This window comes from Lacimicrobium sp. SS2-24, assembly GCF_002201535.1.
GTDB lineage: Bacteria > Pseudomonadota > Gammaproteobacteria > Enterobacterales > Alteromonadaceae > Lacimicrobium.
This window is the reverse complement of record NZ_NIWW01000006.1, coordinates 224,212-239,014: the sequence shown is the minus strand read 5'-3', so window position 1 is coordinate 239,014 and position 14,803 is coordinate 224,212. Positions and strand designations below refer to the sequence as shown.

Sequence of the window (14,803 nt, the reverse complement as noted above, 5' to 3'; positions counted from 1 at the left end):
AAGGTCACTGGATTCCCGCCTTCGCGGGAAAGACGAATTGCCAATGGAGTCATGCCCGAATGTTGTAGTCGGGCATCCAGTGCCTTTGTGTTGATGGTACGCAAGGTCACTGGATTCCTGCCTTCGCGGGAAAGACGGATTGCCAATGGAGTCATGCCCGAATGTTGTAGTCGGGCATCCAGTGCCTTTGTATTTATGGTATGCAAGGTCACTGGATTCCCGCCTTCGCGGGAATGAGGGATTGCCAATGGAGTCATGCCCGAATGTTGTAGTCGGGCATCCAGTGCCTTTGTGTTTATGGTATGCAAGGTCACTGGATTCCTGCCTTCGCGGGAAAGACGAATTGCCAATGGAGTCATGCCCGAATGTTGTAGTCGGGCATCCAGTGCCTTTGTGTTTATGGTATGCAAGGTCACTGGATTCCCGCCTTCGCGGGAAAGACGGATTGCCAATGGAGTCATGCCCGAATGTTGTAGTCGGGCATCCAGTGCCTTTGTGGTGAATCTGAACAGGAATACAGTATGAAGTTTAAACCGCAATTAAAAATTCCCGCCACCTATATGCGAGGCGGCACTTCCAAAGGGGTGTTTTTCTGCCTTAAGGATTTGCCCGAAGCGGCGCAATCGCCAGGACCCTATCGTGACGCGCTGCTGCTGCGGGTGATTGGCAGCCCCGATCCCTATGCCAAGCATACCGATGGCATGGGCGGGGCCACATCCAGTACCAGCAAAACGGTTATCCTGTCAAAAAGCACCAAAGCCGATCACGACGTGGATTATCTGTTTGGTCAGGTGGCCATTGATAAGCCCTTTATCGACTGGAGTGGCAACTGCGGCAATTTAACCGCCGCCGTTGGCGCCTTTGCCATTACCAATGGTCTGGTTGATAAAAGCCGGTTACCTGAAAACGGCATTGCCGTGGTGCGCATCTGGCAGGCCAATATCGAAAAGACCATTATCGCCCACATTCCCATGAGCGATGGTGAGGTGCAGGAAACCGGTGAGTTTGAACTCGACGGGGTGACGTTCCCGGCGGCAGAAGTCAAAGTGGAATTTATGCACCCGGCCGATGGTGAAGGTGCAGTGTTTCCCACCGGGAACCTGGTGGATGAGCTGGACGTGCCTGAAGCGCTGGTGACAGGGGGCAAACTTAAAGCAACGCTGATTAACGCCGGCATACCCACGATTTTCGTTAACGCCGCAGATATTGGCTATACCGGCACTGAGTTACAGGATGACATTAATAGCGATCCACAGGCTCTCGCTCGCTTTGAAGCCCTGCGCGCCCATGGGGCTCTGAAAATGGGGCTGATCAGTGACCTTGCACAGGCCGCCCAGCGCCAGCACACCCCCAAAATTGCCTTTGTGGCCCCACCTCAAGACTACACTGCGTCAAGCGGTAAGCCGGTCAAGGCGCAGGACATTGATGTGTTGGTCAGGGCCTTGTCCATGGGCAAACTGCATCATGCCATGATGGGCACCGCGGCGGTGGCTATTGCCGTGGCGGCTGCGATTCCTGGTACGCTGGTGAATCAGGCCGCAGGTGCCATAGCGCGTGAATCGGTCACCTTTGGTCATCCGTCGGGCACCTTACAAGTGGGCGCCAAAGCGATACAGCAACAGGGGCAGTGGCAGGTGGAAAAGGCGATCATGAGTCGCAGTGCGCGAATATTAATGGAAGGTTGGGTCAGGATTCCACCCGTCGAATCGCTGTCTGATTAACTATTGCGCAGTGCGTTGAAATCCCATAGTGTTTAAAAAAACTGTGGGATTTCAATATGCTGCACCTTTTACGAGACGTCTTGCGATTGCTGGTGCTGACATGTCTGGTTGGCACTATTTTGCCGTGCTATGCCGCGGGCAGTGAATCTGATGCGGTGCCTGAAAATGTCAGTTACCAGAGCATTACCGCGCTGCCCTGGCGCGAGGCCGATCATCGGCTGGCCTATGGCTCCGACTCCTTGCAGTTTGGCGAACTCTGGCTACCTAAAAGCGCCGACAAAACAAATCCCGCAGCGTTGGTGATCTTTATTCATGGTGGCTGCTGGCTAAGCGCTTATGACATTACCCACAGCTACCCCCTGAGTACGGCACTGTCTGAACAGGGAATGGCAGTGTGGTCTATTGAGTATCGGCGCCATGGTGATGACGGCGGAGGCTGGCCTGGTAGCCTTGAAGATATTCTCAGCGGTATCCGCCACATTAATGCGTTGACCTCTTATGCTGTGGATTTGCAGCGCGTGGTACTCAGCGGTCATTCTGCTGGCGGGCATCTTGCCCTGTTAGCGGCCCAACAGCCGGATATGCCGCCGTTGCAGGGTGTGCTGGGACTGGCGGCAATCACCAACATTGCCCGCTATGGTAAAGGGGAAAATGGTTGTCAAAAAGCCGCCGTAAGTTTTATGGGAGGCTCCCCCGAAGACATTCCGCATGCTTATCAGCAGGCTGCCATTGACGCCGACAGGATTGGCGCGCCGGTACATCTGTTGCACGGGGATGCCGATAGTATTGTGCCGGTTCACTCACATAAGGATTTTTTGCAGACACGTTTGTTAACAAGCGGACATTTCGACTGGCTGCACCCAGGGACACAGGCTTATGCGCTGTTTACCCACAAACTCAAGAGTTTCCTGGAAGATGAAAATGATCCCGATGGCGGTATCTGAACTATGAAAAGGTCAAAGAAAGAGCAAATTCAGGTGGTATTGCTTTGAACCAGTCGGTTTTGCATCAGCTGATTTATATCAGTGATGCCGCAGTGGCGGTCACACAAGAGTTGCTGAGCGCAATCAAAGACCGGGCCCAGAAATACAATCCAGAAAAAGACATCACAGGTAGGCTGCTGGCAACGGACCGTCATTTTGTCCAGGTGCTTGAAGGCCCAAAGGATGCCGTGGAAGCACTGATGAACAACATCCGTCAGGACTCGCGCCATCAGAATGTGCGAATCCTGAGTCTGAGGCCTGCAGATGGTCGTCAGTTTGTGCACTGGAGTATGGGCGTAAAAAGCTATCTGGATGCGCAGGAAGAGCAGGATATGATTCAGGTGCTGAATATGTATGGCGGCTGTCAGTCCTTTACAGAGCAACAAATCTCGGCATTGGAGTTTATGCTCAAAAAAGCCTGAACGTTACATTCAGTGGTACCAAAATAGTAATGAATAATGAAAAGGCCGTTATTGACTTTCTTAGGGTTAGAAACTGAACTGTTTTAACTGGTTGGCCGCAGGACTCTGCATACTATCAGGTGGCCATCTTCTGGCCGGTCAAGCTTCAGAAGAGAGAGAAAAAAGAGGGAATAGGGGAAGAAATTGGTAAGGAAACAGGAAAGCAAATACGATGGCTACTGTTAGTATCGATTTCCACACACCGCCTTTCGTTAATAAAGCGCAACAGCGTGACGCTGCTCCGGCAGTCTCAACCGCCTCAATCGCGCTTCCTGACACAGCCCAGCCGTTACTGTTCTTAACCCATGGAAAATTTAAGTTAAGAGGTATGTACGACTGCAGCCGTGGCTTTTTCAGGCTATTGTCAGAAGATAGTACCGCCCAGCCTCAGTAGGTCTCTAACCTGGCGGGTGAGAGTGCCCAGTGGGTTAAGTCAGAACTCAGTCAGCCTGGTAGAGCTTCATTAATGTAAGAGATCTCGAACCTGCTTGATTCGTCCCTGTAGCAGTAATAAGCTGTCAGCAGATGCATAACAGGGGAATGGGGTGAGACTAAGGTGGATTATCTTGTTGTTATTGTCACCCTGGTGTCAGGCAGAGCCGGGGGATACGCAACAGGCTCGACAGACGCGGCCCGATTCGCTACGTTTGTGTGTCGACCACTTTCCACCACGACAAGTCCTCAATGAGGACGGCAGCTGGTCCGGTCATAGTATTGAGATAGTGCGAGAGCTTGCTGATTATCTCAAGGTACCGCTGCTTATCAGTAACAATACCCCCTTTCCACGGTGCCTGCTGGATATGCAGGAGGGCGAGGCTGATTTAATGGTGGGGCTGAGAAAAAACCCCGAACGTGACGCCTACATGCAACTGATGCCGTATTCCATTGCCGCCACCAGTGCATTTTTTTCAAGGGCCGATTCTAATATTCAGGTGCAGGCGCTGAGTGACCTGCAAGGGCGAATTATCGGGGCGGTAAGGGGCTTTACCTATACAGAGGGATTTGAATCGGTGCGTGACCATCTTAACCTGGTGGAAGTTCACGCCATCGAGGCGGGATTTGGCATGCTCAAAAGAAAACGTATCGACCTGATGATGGCAACCGATTACCTGGGAGAGTTGGTGATTAACAAGCCGGAATTCAAAGGGCTGTTTATTGCTCAGCCCCTGACGCTGACAACAGAAGCGCCTGTTTATATTGGCTTATCTCGTCATAGCCCGGCCTACGGGTTTGCACCGCGCATTGAAAAAGCCGTGGAGCATCTGCGGGAACAGGGCCGTTTCGACAAAATCCTTCAACAAAGCAAAACCGCACTAAAAGGACATTCCGTTAACCAGTAAGGCGGCGATGACATAAACGCCTATGCCTTATCAGGTTTTAAATTGTCCTACCAGCTTACGTAATTCATTAGCCCTTTGTTGCAGGGTCTCAATGGCCCTTAGCTGCTCTTCTGCGTTGCTGTGAATGGTGCTGGCACTATCTGAAATCAGGTGTGCCGATTGGTTGATGTGTTCCACCACGGCTCCCTGTTCTTCAGTGGCTGCCGCCACCTGATGATTGCCGGCATTAATTTCTTCAAAGCGCTGCTGAATCGCTTTGAGAGATTGTGCCGATTGTTGCGTGCTTTCGGTCACCTTCTTACTGCTGGCGTTACCGTCTTGCACTGCGGCGAGAGATTCGGACGAGGTTTTTTGCAAACGGGTAATCTGGTCGCCAATTTCTTTGGTGGACTCCTGGGTACGCTTGGCCAGATTACGTACCTCATCAGCAACCACAGCAAATCCGCGACCTTGTTCACCGGCGCGGGCGGCTTCGATGGCGGCATTCAGCGCCAGCAGATTGGTCTGTTCAGAGATGGCATTGATCACTTCTACGACAGAGTTTATGGCCGATGCCTGTTCGGCAAAATCATTAATGGTCTGGCTCACCATTTCCATGACGTTGTTAAGTTCCTGCATAGTGTGCGAGGTAAGCTGCATTGCATTGTTGGTATCAATGGTTTCTTTTACGGCCACGTCGGTGTCATTGGCAGTGCGGCTGGCCACATCGGACACTTCATTGATGGTTTGTCCCATCTGGGTGATGGCAGTGGCCACCTGATCGGTCTGAGAACGTTGAGATTCTGTAGCTTTAAAGGTGTTCTGGGCCAGGCTGGCAAGCTGCTCAATACCGGTGACCATGGCCCGCTCTGTTTGCTGAATGGCCGCAACCAGCTCCCTGACTTTACCAATAATGGCATTAAAGCCCTGCGCCAGGTGCCCCAGTTCATTATCTACAGTGTCATCCAGTCGTTTGGTTAAATCGCCACCATGACCGGACATCTCCAGTAACTGATCGCCCACGTCACGAATCTGTCCGCTCAACCAGTTAGCAAACAGCACGGTCAGAAAGATAAAAAGCAGAGCCAGGACCAGGCTGGCAATCACGGAGAGCAAAATAACGTGATTGATATCGCCACTGACCTCACTGGTGGGTAAGACCGCAACCACTTTTAATCCGGTATCACTGACTTGCTGTAATGCCAGATAGGACTCATCCTCAACGACGGTGGCTTCTGAGAGTGAAAATTCGCTTTTCGTAGCACTGCGGGCGGCCACTTCCTTATAGCCACTGATGTCGCGGATGTTCTTTCCTACCTTAGACTTGTCTGTATGGGCGACTATCTTGCCGCTATCATCAATCAGAAAGACAAAACCGTTTTCACCCAGCTGGCGAGCTGAGACGATATTGGATACCTCTGTGACATCATAACCCAGCCCGGCAACACCAACGCGCTGGCCATTATTGATGACGGGCACATTAACAAACATGGTTAACTCGCCGCTTCGTTCATCGGAGTCGATGGCCAACTGCAGAGATTGACTGCTGTTAAGAAAGTCAAAGAACCAGCTGTCACGGGCCTCTGAAGGTGATACGGTCTTAAACAGTCCTTGCTCGGTGTAATAGTTCTGGGTGGCAGCCGATACCCAGAAAATTGTTGCGGCGCCGGTTTGCTCTTTGGTATGGCGAAGATAATCCATCACCTGACCATGCATCGGTGACTGCTGTTCTCCTTGCGTCATCCAGTTGTGCAGCAGCGTATTTTGCGCCAGGCTGGTGGACAGGGTGACCGGTACCATGATTTCGCCGCGAATTTCAGCACTCAACCGGCCTACCGCATCGGGCAAATATTCTTGTTCGGTTTTGCCGTAGTACAGTGAGGAAAATTGACTGATATTGATCAGCGTGGCCACCAAGGTCGTGACCAGCAGCGCACTGAATACGAAAGCGATAAAAATGGACTTCAGACTATAGCGATTCATGTGTTGCTCCCAAAAAGAGATACCGACAGTCCTTTACTGAGTAATGTTATATCGGCACCGGTATTCCAGAACCGAGCATTTATGCGTGATCGCTATTCAGTCTAGTCGCATATTCATAGTGTTGCAGGTTTGGAACAATATATGGGAGATCAATGGGTTGCTGGCTTAAAGCCGGGACAGAAACGCTGCCGAGATACGACTGGTTTTCGCTGAAGGCGTCAGTAATCAACGGGATGACAAGATGTCGTGGCAAGGCTTACCAACGGCGTGCCTGATGTTGATCAGTCTGTTTTGCCTCTACCCAGTGTTCGCCGCTGTCGGTTTGTTCTTTTTTCCATAGCGGAGCGCGGGTTTTCAGGTAATCCATAATGAATTCACACGCAGCGAAGGCATCGCCGCGATGGCAGGCGCTGACACCCACAAAGACTATCTGTTCATTGAGCTGCAGACGACCAACCCGGTGAATCACCCGTATGCGTCCCAGTTGCCAGCGCGAGCGGGCGTCCTGGACGATTTCCTGCAACGCTTTGTGTGTCATCGCCGGGTAGTGCTCCAGTGTCAGTGAGCTGACTGAGCGGCCCTGGTTAAGATCCCTGACCAGACCGGTAAACGTCACCACGGCACCGTCACGGCTGTTATTTTCACACAGCTTTGCATATTCGACTGCCAGCGAAAAATCCTCGCGCTGCACCGCAATAAAATCAATATCGGTATGGGCTTGCGCCATAGGGTTATCCATATCAATTCACCACAAAAGTGTCATTATTTAAGTCGTCAGTTACCCGTCCTCAGCTGTCAGTTCTCCAAACAAAAATCTGATGGCTGAGCACTGAAAACCTGTCCCGATTTACCCGCTTATCCGCCGGTGACCGGCGGGAAAAAGGCCACTTCATCTGAGGCGGTAATCGTGGTGTCCTCTGTCGCCAGGGTCTGATTGACGGCAGCCAGCGCCTTACCTTCGGCCAGATACTCCTGCCACAACTCACCTTTTTGCTGCAACTGTGCACGCAGGTCGGCAACGGAGTTCAGCTGGGCCTGAATATCCAGTGTGTGGCAATCCAGCACTTCTCTTAACTGAGCAAAAAACAACACTTTCATCACGTTCTATTCCTCACTTGTCATTACCGCATGCTTTTGGCGGGAGCCCAGTGCCTTGTATGATTGTTGTCGAATAAATTTGACCCTACAACTCTCATCTCTCATCTCTCACTGCTCACCCCTTACTCCTGTCGTCTCACTGATTACCCTTCACCATACTGCCAGTGACCTGATTTGCCGCCCTGTTTTTCCAGCACACGGATGCCGTCGATGCACATGCCAGGATCCACGGCTTTGCACATATCAAACAGGGTTAACGCCGCCACACTCACCGCGGTCAGTGCCTCCATTTCCACACCGGTCTGGCCTGCCAGTCTGCATAAACTGACGATGCGTACCCGGTTTTGTCCGGGCTGGGGCTCAAAATCCACCTGAATTTTCGACAACATGAGCGGGTGACACAAAGGAATTATATTGGCGCATTGCTTGGCAGCCTGAATACCGGCAATACGCGACACGCTAAAAACATCACCTTTGGCATGCTCGCCGGCGAGGATCATATCCAGCGTTTTACTGTTCATGCTGATGTAACCCTCGGCCATGGCCTGGCGTTTTGTCACCGCTTTGTCGGTCACATCCACCATCTCAGCTTCGCCTTTTCGATTAATATGACTGAGCTGGCTCATGAGTGAGCTCCGCCTGTTGTTGCACGAGTGAGGTGGCCAACAAAATTGCATGGACGGTGAGCGGCATCCAGTTGCTCTTTAATAATGCCGTTCCATGCGGTTTTGCACGCCCCCGTGGAGCCCGGCATACAGAAGATCAGCGTTTGGTTTGCGATACCCGCCAGCGCTCTTGACTGCACGGTGGAGGTGCCGATTTCCTTAAACGAAAGGTAACGAAACAGCTCGCCAAAGCCTTCCACGTGCTTGTCGAACAGTACACTGATGGCTTCAGGGGTTGAGTCACGGCCTGAGAAACCGGTACCGCCAGTGAGCAAAATCACCTGCACGTTACTGTCGGCAATCCAGGCAGAGACCACGGCGCGAAGCTGATAAATATCATCTTTACAAATAGCTTTGGCGGCCAACTGGTGGCCGGCTTCTTCGAGGGCTGAGACCAGGTACTGCCCGGAGGTGTCCGTCTGTTCATCTCGGGTGTCGGAAACGGTTAAAACGGCAATATTGAGGGCGACGGAATGGTCACTCATCGGTTCTCCTTGTTGAGGCTGTCAGGGTTGTTCATCAGATTCAAACGGTAATGATTGCGCCTGCTGTGCAGAATGCATGTCTGCCAGCAAAGCTTGCCATTGCTCAGGGGTGTTCACGTTTTGCAGTTGCTGGTGTTTGTTGCAGGGCAGGGCATGGGCCTGTACATGGGCCAGTAATCCGCGCACCGAGCCATCACCGTCGGCACTCAGTTGTCTCGCCAGCCCCTGCTTCAGTTCTTCTGTCACTAACACACAGGCAGGTAAATAGCGCTCCTCAAAATAGCAACTGCATTGATGCTGATGACTGTAGTTGATGAGCTCACTCAGTAATTCAGCCCCCAGCAAGGGCATATCGATGGGCACCACTAACAGCAACTCACCGTAGGATAAGTGATGCACTGCTGCGTCAACACCTGCCAGTGGTCCGGCATTGTTGATTTGGTCCTGTAAATAGCCGGGCAGGTTGCGACTGATTCGGATGCGATCACAGCCACTGATCTCGACCTGCTCTACACAATGCTCCAGCAGGGTTTTACCCTCTAATACCAATGTGGCTTTGTCTGTGCCCATACGACGTGATTGGCCACCGGCTAATATTACTGCGCTTAATTGCATTAGCCCCCCAGCATTGCCAGATGTTGTGTGGCACCGGTATACCCTTTATCCAGCCAGTGGCTGGCTTCTTTCTGACCGAGCAGGGCAACCAGCTCTTGTTGCAAGGCGTCGATATTTCCTTCTTGTAGCAGTGGACGCAGATCCAGGCCTTGCTCAGCAAAAAGACAAAGGTGCAGTTTGCCACGGCTGGATACCCGCAGGCGGTTGCAGCTTTTACAAAAATCCTTGCTGTAAGGCATGATCAGACCAATGCGCCCGTTGTAATCGGGATGACTGAATTCTTGTGCCGGGCCCGCAGATTTGTCCCGCAATATTTGTCCCCAGCCCTGCTCAAGCAGACGCTGTTTAATGGGTTGACCACTGATATGGTTGTCATTGAAAAATGGCTGATTGTCACCGGTCTGCATCAGCTCGATCATGCGCAGGGTTACCGGTTTGTCTCTCAGCCAATCCAGCGCAGTGCTGAGCATGGTATCGCTGTAGGGCTTGAGCAACACCGAGTTAATCTTGACCTGGATGCCGAGTTCCAGGGCCATATCGATACCCTGCAATACCGTTTCCAGCTTGTTGTGTCCGGTAATGGCGTGAAAATGACGAGGATCGAGGCTGTCCATGCTGATGTTTAAGGCGGTCAGTCCCGCATCGGCCCAGCTTTGGACCATCTGTGGCAGCTTAAAACCATTGCTGGTTATGGCGACTTTTTCGATACCCGGGGTGTTGGCACATTGCTCGATGATCTGTGGCAAGTCTTTTCTTAAGCTGGGTTCGCCGCCGGTGATCCGTATTTTACTGGTCCCTAATCCGGCAAAGGCATTGACCAGAACAGCGATTTCTTCCTGGCTCAGAAAGTCACGGTCACCGCTGCACTGATAACCATCTGGCAGGCAGTACGTACAGCGGAAATTGCACACATCGGTAATGGACAGACGCAGGTAATGGAACCGGCGTCCGAATTTATCTTCCAGCATGTTTCACCTTTCCAAGTCGGGAGGCTGTGTGGTTTCCTGCACAACCCTGGCAAGTTTGACACTTGCGGCCAGCACACCTTGCCAAAGGTTTAGGCGTGAAGGCTCGGTAAATAAATGTATCAACACAGACCCGCTCAACCTGCATCACCTTACACAGAAGGCGTTATTTTTTGCGCTGGGTGTGTTGTTGTTCAGATATCACTGTACATGACTGAGTGTAATCTGCCATTCCCCACAATAGGTATACGGCCAATTTATGGTAGGCCAGGTTGAAACCCGACAGCGATACAGGAAACAGAATTCGGTAAATGACCTGCCATATCGTTATCCGTTCTCAGCTTTCAGCTATCAGTTTTCAGTATTTCACCACTGAGGCATAGAGAACACGGAGGGTCATTCCCGCATGCTTTTAGCGGGAATCCAGTGCCTTTGTACCTCAGCGAGATCCCAAAAGCTGACAGCAGCTTTCTTCGTGTTCTTCGTGTTCTTCCCGCGCTTCGTGGTCCGAAAGAAAGTCTTTAAACACGAAGGACGCGAAGAGCACGAAGGCGGTAACAGGTTGACTCTTTAAAACCTCTGTGTCTCCGCGGTTAAAACGAATTAACGCAGTTAGCTTTTGCTGCTAAGCAGGCCGTCAAAGAGCTGGATCTGCACGTTTGCACCGGCTTCGACATCTCCACTGTCACGGGGAAGACAAATAAAACAGTTGGCTTTGCTGATAGAGGTCAGCAAGCTCGAGCCCTGTTTACCGCTGCTTCTGACCATCAGCGAACCGTTTTCATCCTGCCAGCAGAACCCTCGCTGCAGATCCATTCTTCCGGGGCGTTTTTTCAGTTTTTCGCTACTGATGGCAGTGATTCGCAGCGCTTGTTGTGGCATCCGCCCACTCAGCACCGCCAGTGCAGGCAGTACCAACTGATGGAAGGTCACCAGTGCTGACACCGGATTACCCGGTAAGCCGAAAAACGGGCAGTCTTCTATTTTTCCAAAGGCAAAGGGCTTACCCGGCTTGATAGCCAGCTTCCAGAAGTTGACCTTTCCCAGTTGCTCCAGCACCTCTTTGGTGTAATCGGCTTCGCCGACCGATACCCCACCGGAAGAGATGATGCCATCGGCCGTCTGGGCGCCTTGTAACATGGCTTCGCGAAGACTGTGTTTATCGTCCGCAATCAGTCCTAAATCAATAACCTCAACATCCATTTTTTCCAGCATGGCGCGCAATGCGGCGCGGTTACTGTCATAGATTTGCCCTGGTTTGAGCGGGTTGCCCGGCAATACCAGCTCGTCGCCGGAGGAAAAAAGTGCAATACGCAAAGGCCGGTATACCGACACTTCTGCTACGCCTAAAGAGGCGAGCAGGCCGATGTCCACGGGGCTGATCTTATGGCCCTGGGGCAGCACGATATCGCCTGACTGGATATCCTCACCACAGCGACGAATATTGTCGCCGGCCTTAACCGCACTGTTAAAGGTAATGTTTTGAGCTTCTGCCTGGCAGTTCTCCTGCATGACCACCGCATCGGCTCCCTTTGGGATCACCGCGCCGGTCATAATACGTATCGTATGACCGGCTTCGATGGAGCCTTCAAAAGGTTCACCGGCGAAGCTTCTGCCGATTAATCGCAGGGTCTTGTTCTGTTTTAGATCGGCAGCGCGCAGCGCGTATCCGTCCATGGCAGAATTATCGAAAGGCGGAATGGCAAGATCGGATCGCACCGGCTCACTGAGTATCCGTCCACAGGCCTGTTCCAATGTGATATTTTGTGATTCTGTGGTTACCGGCGAAAGGGCACTGAGCATATAATCCATGGCCTGCTCAACACCCAGCAGGTCTTTGCTAAAGCAGTCTGTCATTCCTGTTTGCCTTGTTGGTTAACCATCCATACCGCGGCCTCCACACGGGAGCGCAGATCGAGTTTTTTCAGCAAATGTTTTACATGTACCTTAACCGTGCCATCAGAGATATCCAGTTCACGCGCAATCAGTTTATTGCTCATACCTTTGGCAATCAGTTTCAGGATCTCCAGTTCACGACTGGTGAGGCTGGCCAGCGCCCTGTTGGTCTGGCGCTGAGGACGACGTAGCGCGGTAGCCAGGATCTCTGCCAGTTTTGGGCTCATCACCATTTTACCCAATGTGGCCTCTTTGATCTTGGCAATAATGTCTTCAGGCTCCATGTCTTTCAAAAGATAGCCGTCGGCGCCAAGACGAATGGCCTCAACGACATCTTCATCATTATCGGATACCGTTAACATAATAACCCTGGCATCGACACCATTATCACGCAGTGCTTTTAACGTCTGCAGACCATCCATACCCTGCATATTCAAATCCAGTGTAATCAAATCGGGATCCAGGGCTATGGCTAATTCAAGGGCCTGCTGTCCGTTGCCGGCTTCGCCGACCACTTCAAGCTCTTCCTCCAGTTCAATCAGTTGTATAAGGCCTTTTCGCAGAAGAGGATGGTCGTCCACCATTAACAGCTTTGCTGGCGTGTCATTAAACATGGTTACTCTGTCCTTAAAATACTTGTGTATTAGGGTATTACCTTAACGGGTTGATTCCAACTGGCTACAGGAGGTAGCCGATACCCCTTAATGGTTAACAACCAGTTCTGGTTTCTGCTTAAAGCACGCTGGTATAAATATAAAACTGATTTCGGTACCGCCATCTGCGGGCTGACTGATATTCAGTTCACCGCCGAGATTACGGGCACGCTCCATCATAATGGCAAGGCCATAATGATTCAGTTTTCCTTGTGGATTGCTGATCCCCACACCATTGTCACGAATAGCAAGTTGCACCTGCTTATCGTCTTCCCCCTTTGTGGTAATGGCGATCTTAACTCTGGAGCCCTGAGAGTGATGAATAGCATTCTGACAAGCTTCGCGGGTGATTTGCAGCAAATGGATCTCTTCGTTGGGTGAGAACGGAATATTGCCTGCATTAAAATGCAGTATTAGTTGCATGTTGTCTGTACGACTCTGCAGTTGTTCTAAACTTTGTTGCATGGCGCTTTGCAGGTCCTGACCGTCCATTTTCAGTCGGAAGGTGGTTAACAGCTCACGAAGTTCCCGATAGGCGGAATTCAATCCCAGTTTCAGCTCATCGATAACAGGTTCAATTTTATCAATGCCATCAGGTTGGCTGAGGAGTTTCTGTAGTCTTGCTACCTGAATTTTCAGATAGGACAAGCCCTGTGCCAATGAATCATGCAGCTCACGGGCAATCACATTACGTTCATGCATCAGCACCAGTCGGCGTTGCTGTTCATGTTGACTGCGCAAACTCAGACTGACAGCAATTTGTTCTGAAACTGACCGGAATAATTGCTCCTGCCAGCTTTGTATGGTTTGGCCAGGAAACATCTCGCACACCAATACCCCATAATTATCTCCGGCGTGAACTAATGGAAAGCTGATGCTGTTTGGGGTTTGAGGCGTCTGATTCAGACAGTCATCGCAGCTTTGCTGGATGCAACGCAATGGCATGACCTTGTCACGGCTTGGAATATGTTCATAGGGTTTATTTCCGGCTACCGTCATCAGGCAAAGATCCACATCTTTAACGGCGGTGACAGCCACCAGTTTACTCAGCAGCTGTTTAAAATCCGGAGGATTGTCTGAGGCGCTGTGTAACTCTCGAGTGATGTCATAGAGCATTTCCAGTGCGGCGTTGCTGCGCTCCAGGTCCGCAGTCTTATTTTTTACTCGTTGTTCCATGGTGCTATGAGAGCGACTAATGGCCTCACTCATATGGTTGAGCGTATAACCGAGCAAGGATAGCTCATCCTTGCCACTGTCATTGGCGCGCCCGGTAAAATCCCCGCGACCAATTTGTCGGGCAACCTGCGTCAGCTGAGCGAGTGGATGCTTGATATAGTGATTCAAGATGTACATGGCAATGATCATCAGCAGTGCCATTGCCAGTAAGGCCAGCCCCTGGATTAATCTGATTTTCGCGATGTTCTGTTCGGCGTGGCGCTGATACTCGCTGACCAGGGTTTCTAACTTCACGACAAAGCGGTCGACAGCGGTTCTGACGACACTGTTTTCAATGGGTTCATTAATGGCTTTCTGGAACAGAGGTTTGAGCTCATCTTGCCAGTGCTGTTGCACTTTTTTATAGGCCTGGCTCAGTTCGCTGCTGTGGTTCTTTGTTCCTGAGGTCAATGTATTTGATTGTAACCGCTTTTCCAGTTCAGCTAATTCTTCCTGCGCTGTTTGATAGGAGCTGTGCTGGATCGTGTTTAACAGGCGGTAACTCTGCATTCTGATAGAGCCGGATACATTGACTGCATAAGCGTCCTGTTCGGCGCTGTCACTGATAAATACCGAGCTGGTCATACTGAGTACGGCCAGCATACTGATAGCAAACATCAACAGGCCGACGCGGTAGACAATAGAGCGGTTTAATTTTCTGAGCATTCACAAAATCCACAATGGGCGGGTTACATAGACAACTCCTTGGGAGTACCTACAAGATTACATGCCGCTGGTTTCATT

At 51.3% G+C, this 14,803-nt stretch carries 15 protein-coding genes and 1 riboswitch; of the genes, 4 read left to right on the top strand and 11 right to left on the bottom strand.

All coding sequences use genetic code 11. The features are described from left to right. Positions 1 to 539, bottom strand: a 539-nt coding sequence (locus CCY32_RS17120; RefSeq protein ID WP_141096226.1) for a hypothetical protein, incomplete at its 3' end; no start/stop codon positions are given. Here CCY32_RS17120 and prpF point away from each other — a divergent pair. The 4 genes from prpF to CCY32_RS12060 all read left to right on the top strand — a co-directional run bounded on the left by prpF (position 522) and on the right by CCY32_RS12060 (position 4,505). Then, complete coding sequence (gene prpF, locus CCY32_RS12080) at positions 522 to 1,721, top strand: 2-methylaconitate cis-trans isomerase PrpF (protein WP_088331032.1); 1,200 nt, start codon at positions 522 to 524, stop codon at positions 1,719 to 1,721. The two genes, CCY32_RS17120 and prpF, sit on opposite strands and share 18 nt — an antisense overlap. 56 nt (positions 1,722 to 1,777) lie before the next feature. Then, complete coding sequence (locus tag CCY32_RS12075; RefSeq protein ID WP_088331030.1) at positions 1,778 to 2,665, top strand: alpha/beta hydrolase; 888 nt, start codon at positions 1,778 to 1,780, stop codon at positions 2,663 to 2,665. Between the two features lie 44 nt (positions 2,666 to 2,709). Then, positions 2,710 to 3,126 carry a BLUF domain-containing protein gene (locus tag CCY32_RS12070; RefSeq protein ID WP_168171507.1) on the top strand — a complete coding sequence of 139 codons (417 nt, stop codon included), beginning with the start codon at positions 2,710 to 2,712 and terminating at the stop codon, positions 3,124 to 3,126. 605 nt (positions 3,127 to 3,731) lie between these two features. Then, the gene (locus CCY32_RS12060) at positions 3,732 to 4,505 is read left to right on the top strand and encodes a transporter substrate-binding domain-containing protein (RefSeq protein WP_168171506.1); all 774 of its coding nucleotides are present in this window, start codon (positions 3,732 to 3,734) and stop codon (positions 4,503 to 4,505) included. 30 nt (positions 4,506 to 4,535) lie between these two features. Here the strand turns inward: CCY32_RS12060 and CCY32_RS12055 are convergent, their stop codons facing one another. The 10 genes from CCY32_RS12055 to CCY32_RS12010 form a co-directional block, all read right to left on the bottom strand. Next, positions 4,536 to 6,467 (bottom strand): methyl-accepting chemotaxis protein, encoded by a 1,932-nt coding sequence (locus CCY32_RS12055; protein ID WP_088331023.1) that lies wholly within the window; start codon positions 6,465 to 6,467, stop codon positions 4,536 to 4,538. Positions 6,468 to 6,723: 256 nt separating this feature from the next. Then, positions 6,724 to 7,206, bottom strand: coding sequence for a molybdopterin synthase catalytic subunit MoaE (gene moaE / locus CCY32_RS12050; RefSeq protein WP_246840605.1), 483 nt, complete (start codon positions 7,204 to 7,206; stop codon positions 6,724 to 6,726). A gap of 116 nt (positions 7,207 to 7,322) precedes the next feature. Beyond that, the gene (moaD, locus tag CCY32_RS12045) at positions 7,323 to 7,568 is read right to left on the bottom strand and encodes a molybdopterin synthase sulfur carrier subunit (RefSeq protein ID WP_088331022.1); all 246 of its coding nucleotides are present in this window, start codon (positions 7,566 to 7,568) and stop codon (positions 7,323 to 7,325) included. A 140-nt stretch (positions 7,569 to 7,708) separates the two neighbouring features. Further along, positions 7,709 to 8,191, bottom strand: a complete 483-nt coding sequence (gene moaC, locus CCY32_RS12040; protein ID WP_088331019.1) for a cyclic pyranopterin monophosphate synthase MoaC — start codon at positions 8,189 to 8,191, stop codon at positions 7,709 to 7,711. Continuing rightward, on the bottom strand, positions 8,188 to 8,715 hold the full coding sequence (gene moaB, locus CCY32_RS12035; protein ID WP_088331017.1) for a molybdenum cofactor biosynthesis protein B: 528 nt from the start codon (positions 8,713 to 8,715) through the stop codon (positions 8,188 to 8,190). Before moaB ends, moaC begins: the two co-directional genes overlap by 4 nt. A 21-nt stretch (positions 8,716 to 8,736) precedes the next feature. Beyond that, on the bottom strand, positions 8,737 to 9,330 hold the full coding sequence (locus tag CCY32_RS12030) for a molybdenum cofactor guanylyltransferase (RefSeq protein ID WP_088331015.1): 594 nt from the start codon (positions 9,328 to 9,330) through the stop codon (positions 8,737 to 8,739). Next, positions 9,330 to 10,298: a GTP 3',8-cyclase MoaA gene (gene moaA / locus CCY32_RS12025; protein ID WP_088331013.1), complete on the bottom strand. Its 969-nt coding sequence runs from the start codon at positions 10,296 to 10,298 to the stop codon at positions 9,330 to 9,332. Before moaA ends, CCY32_RS12030 begins: the two co-directional genes overlap by 1 nt. Continuing rightward, positions 10,287 to 10,419, bottom strand: a riboswitch (molybdenum cofactor riboswitch). Its footprint overlaps the gene before it by 12 nt. Positions 10,420 to 10,907: 488 nt before the next feature. Next, positions 10,908 to 12,152 carry a molybdopterin molybdotransferase MoeA gene (gene moeA, locus CCY32_RS12020; RefSeq protein ID WP_088331011.1) on the bottom strand — a complete coding sequence of 415 codons (1,245 nt, stop codon included), beginning with the start codon at positions 12,150 to 12,152 and terminating at the stop codon, positions 10,908 to 10,910. Further along, entirely contained in the window at positions 12,149 to 12,805 is a 657-nt protein-coding gene (gene narL / locus CCY32_RS12015) for a two-component system response regulator NarL (protein ID WP_088331010.1), read from the bottom strand. Before narL ends, moeA begins: the two co-directional genes overlap by 4 nt. Before the next feature lie 87 nt (positions 12,806 to 12,892). Beyond that, positions 12,893 to 14,725: a histidine kinase gene (locus CCY32_RS12010; RefSeq protein ID WP_088331008.1), complete on the bottom strand. Its 1,833-nt coding sequence runs from the start codon at positions 14,723 to 14,725 to the stop codon at positions 12,893 to 12,895. Between the last annotated feature and the right edge of the window lie 78 nt (positions 14,726 to 14,803).

Bases quoted from the DNA above. Each gene is read 5' to 3' on its own strand.
- prpF (WP_088331032.1), top strand. From the start codon at position 522: ATGAAGTTTAAACCGCAATTAAAAATTCCCGCCACCTATATGCGAGGC.
- CCY32_RS12075 (WP_088331030.1), top strand. From the start codon at position 1,778: ATGCTGCACCTTTTACGAGACGTCTTGCGATTGCTGGTGCTGACATGT.
- narL (WP_088331010.1), bottom strand. From the start codon at position 12,805: ATGTTTAATGACACGCCAGCAAAGCTGTTAATGGTGGACGACCATCCT.
- moaA (WP_088331013.1), bottom strand. From the start codon at position 10,298: ATGCTGGAAGATAAATTCGGACGCCGGTTCCATTACCTGCGTCTGTCC.
- moaE (WP_246840605.1), bottom strand. From the start codon at position 7,206: ATGGATAACCCTATGGCGCAAGCCCATACCGATATTGATTTTATTGCG.
- moaB (WP_088331017.1), bottom strand. From the start codon at position 8,715: ATGAGTGACCATTCCGTCGCCCTCAATATTGCCGTTTTAACCGTTTCC.
- CCY32_RS12055 (WP_088331023.1), bottom strand. From the start codon at position 6,467: ATGAATCGCTATAGTCTGAAGTCCATTTTTATCGCTTTCGTATTCAGT.
- moeA (WP_088331011.1), bottom strand. From the start codon at position 12,152: ATGACAGACTGCTTTAGCAAAGACCTGCTGGGTGTTGAGCAGGCCATG.
- CCY32_RS12030 (WP_088331015.1), bottom strand. From the start codon at position 9,330: ATGCAATTAAGCGCAGTAATATTAGCCGGTGGCCAATCACGTCGTATG.
- moaC (WP_088331019.1), bottom strand. From the start codon at position 8,191: ATGAGCCAGCTCAGTCATATTAATCGAAAAGGCGAAGCTGAGATGGTG.
- CCY32_RS12010 (WP_088331008.1), bottom strand. From the start codon at position 14,725: ATGCTCAGAAAATTAAACCGCTCTATTGTCTACCGCGTCGGCCTGTTG.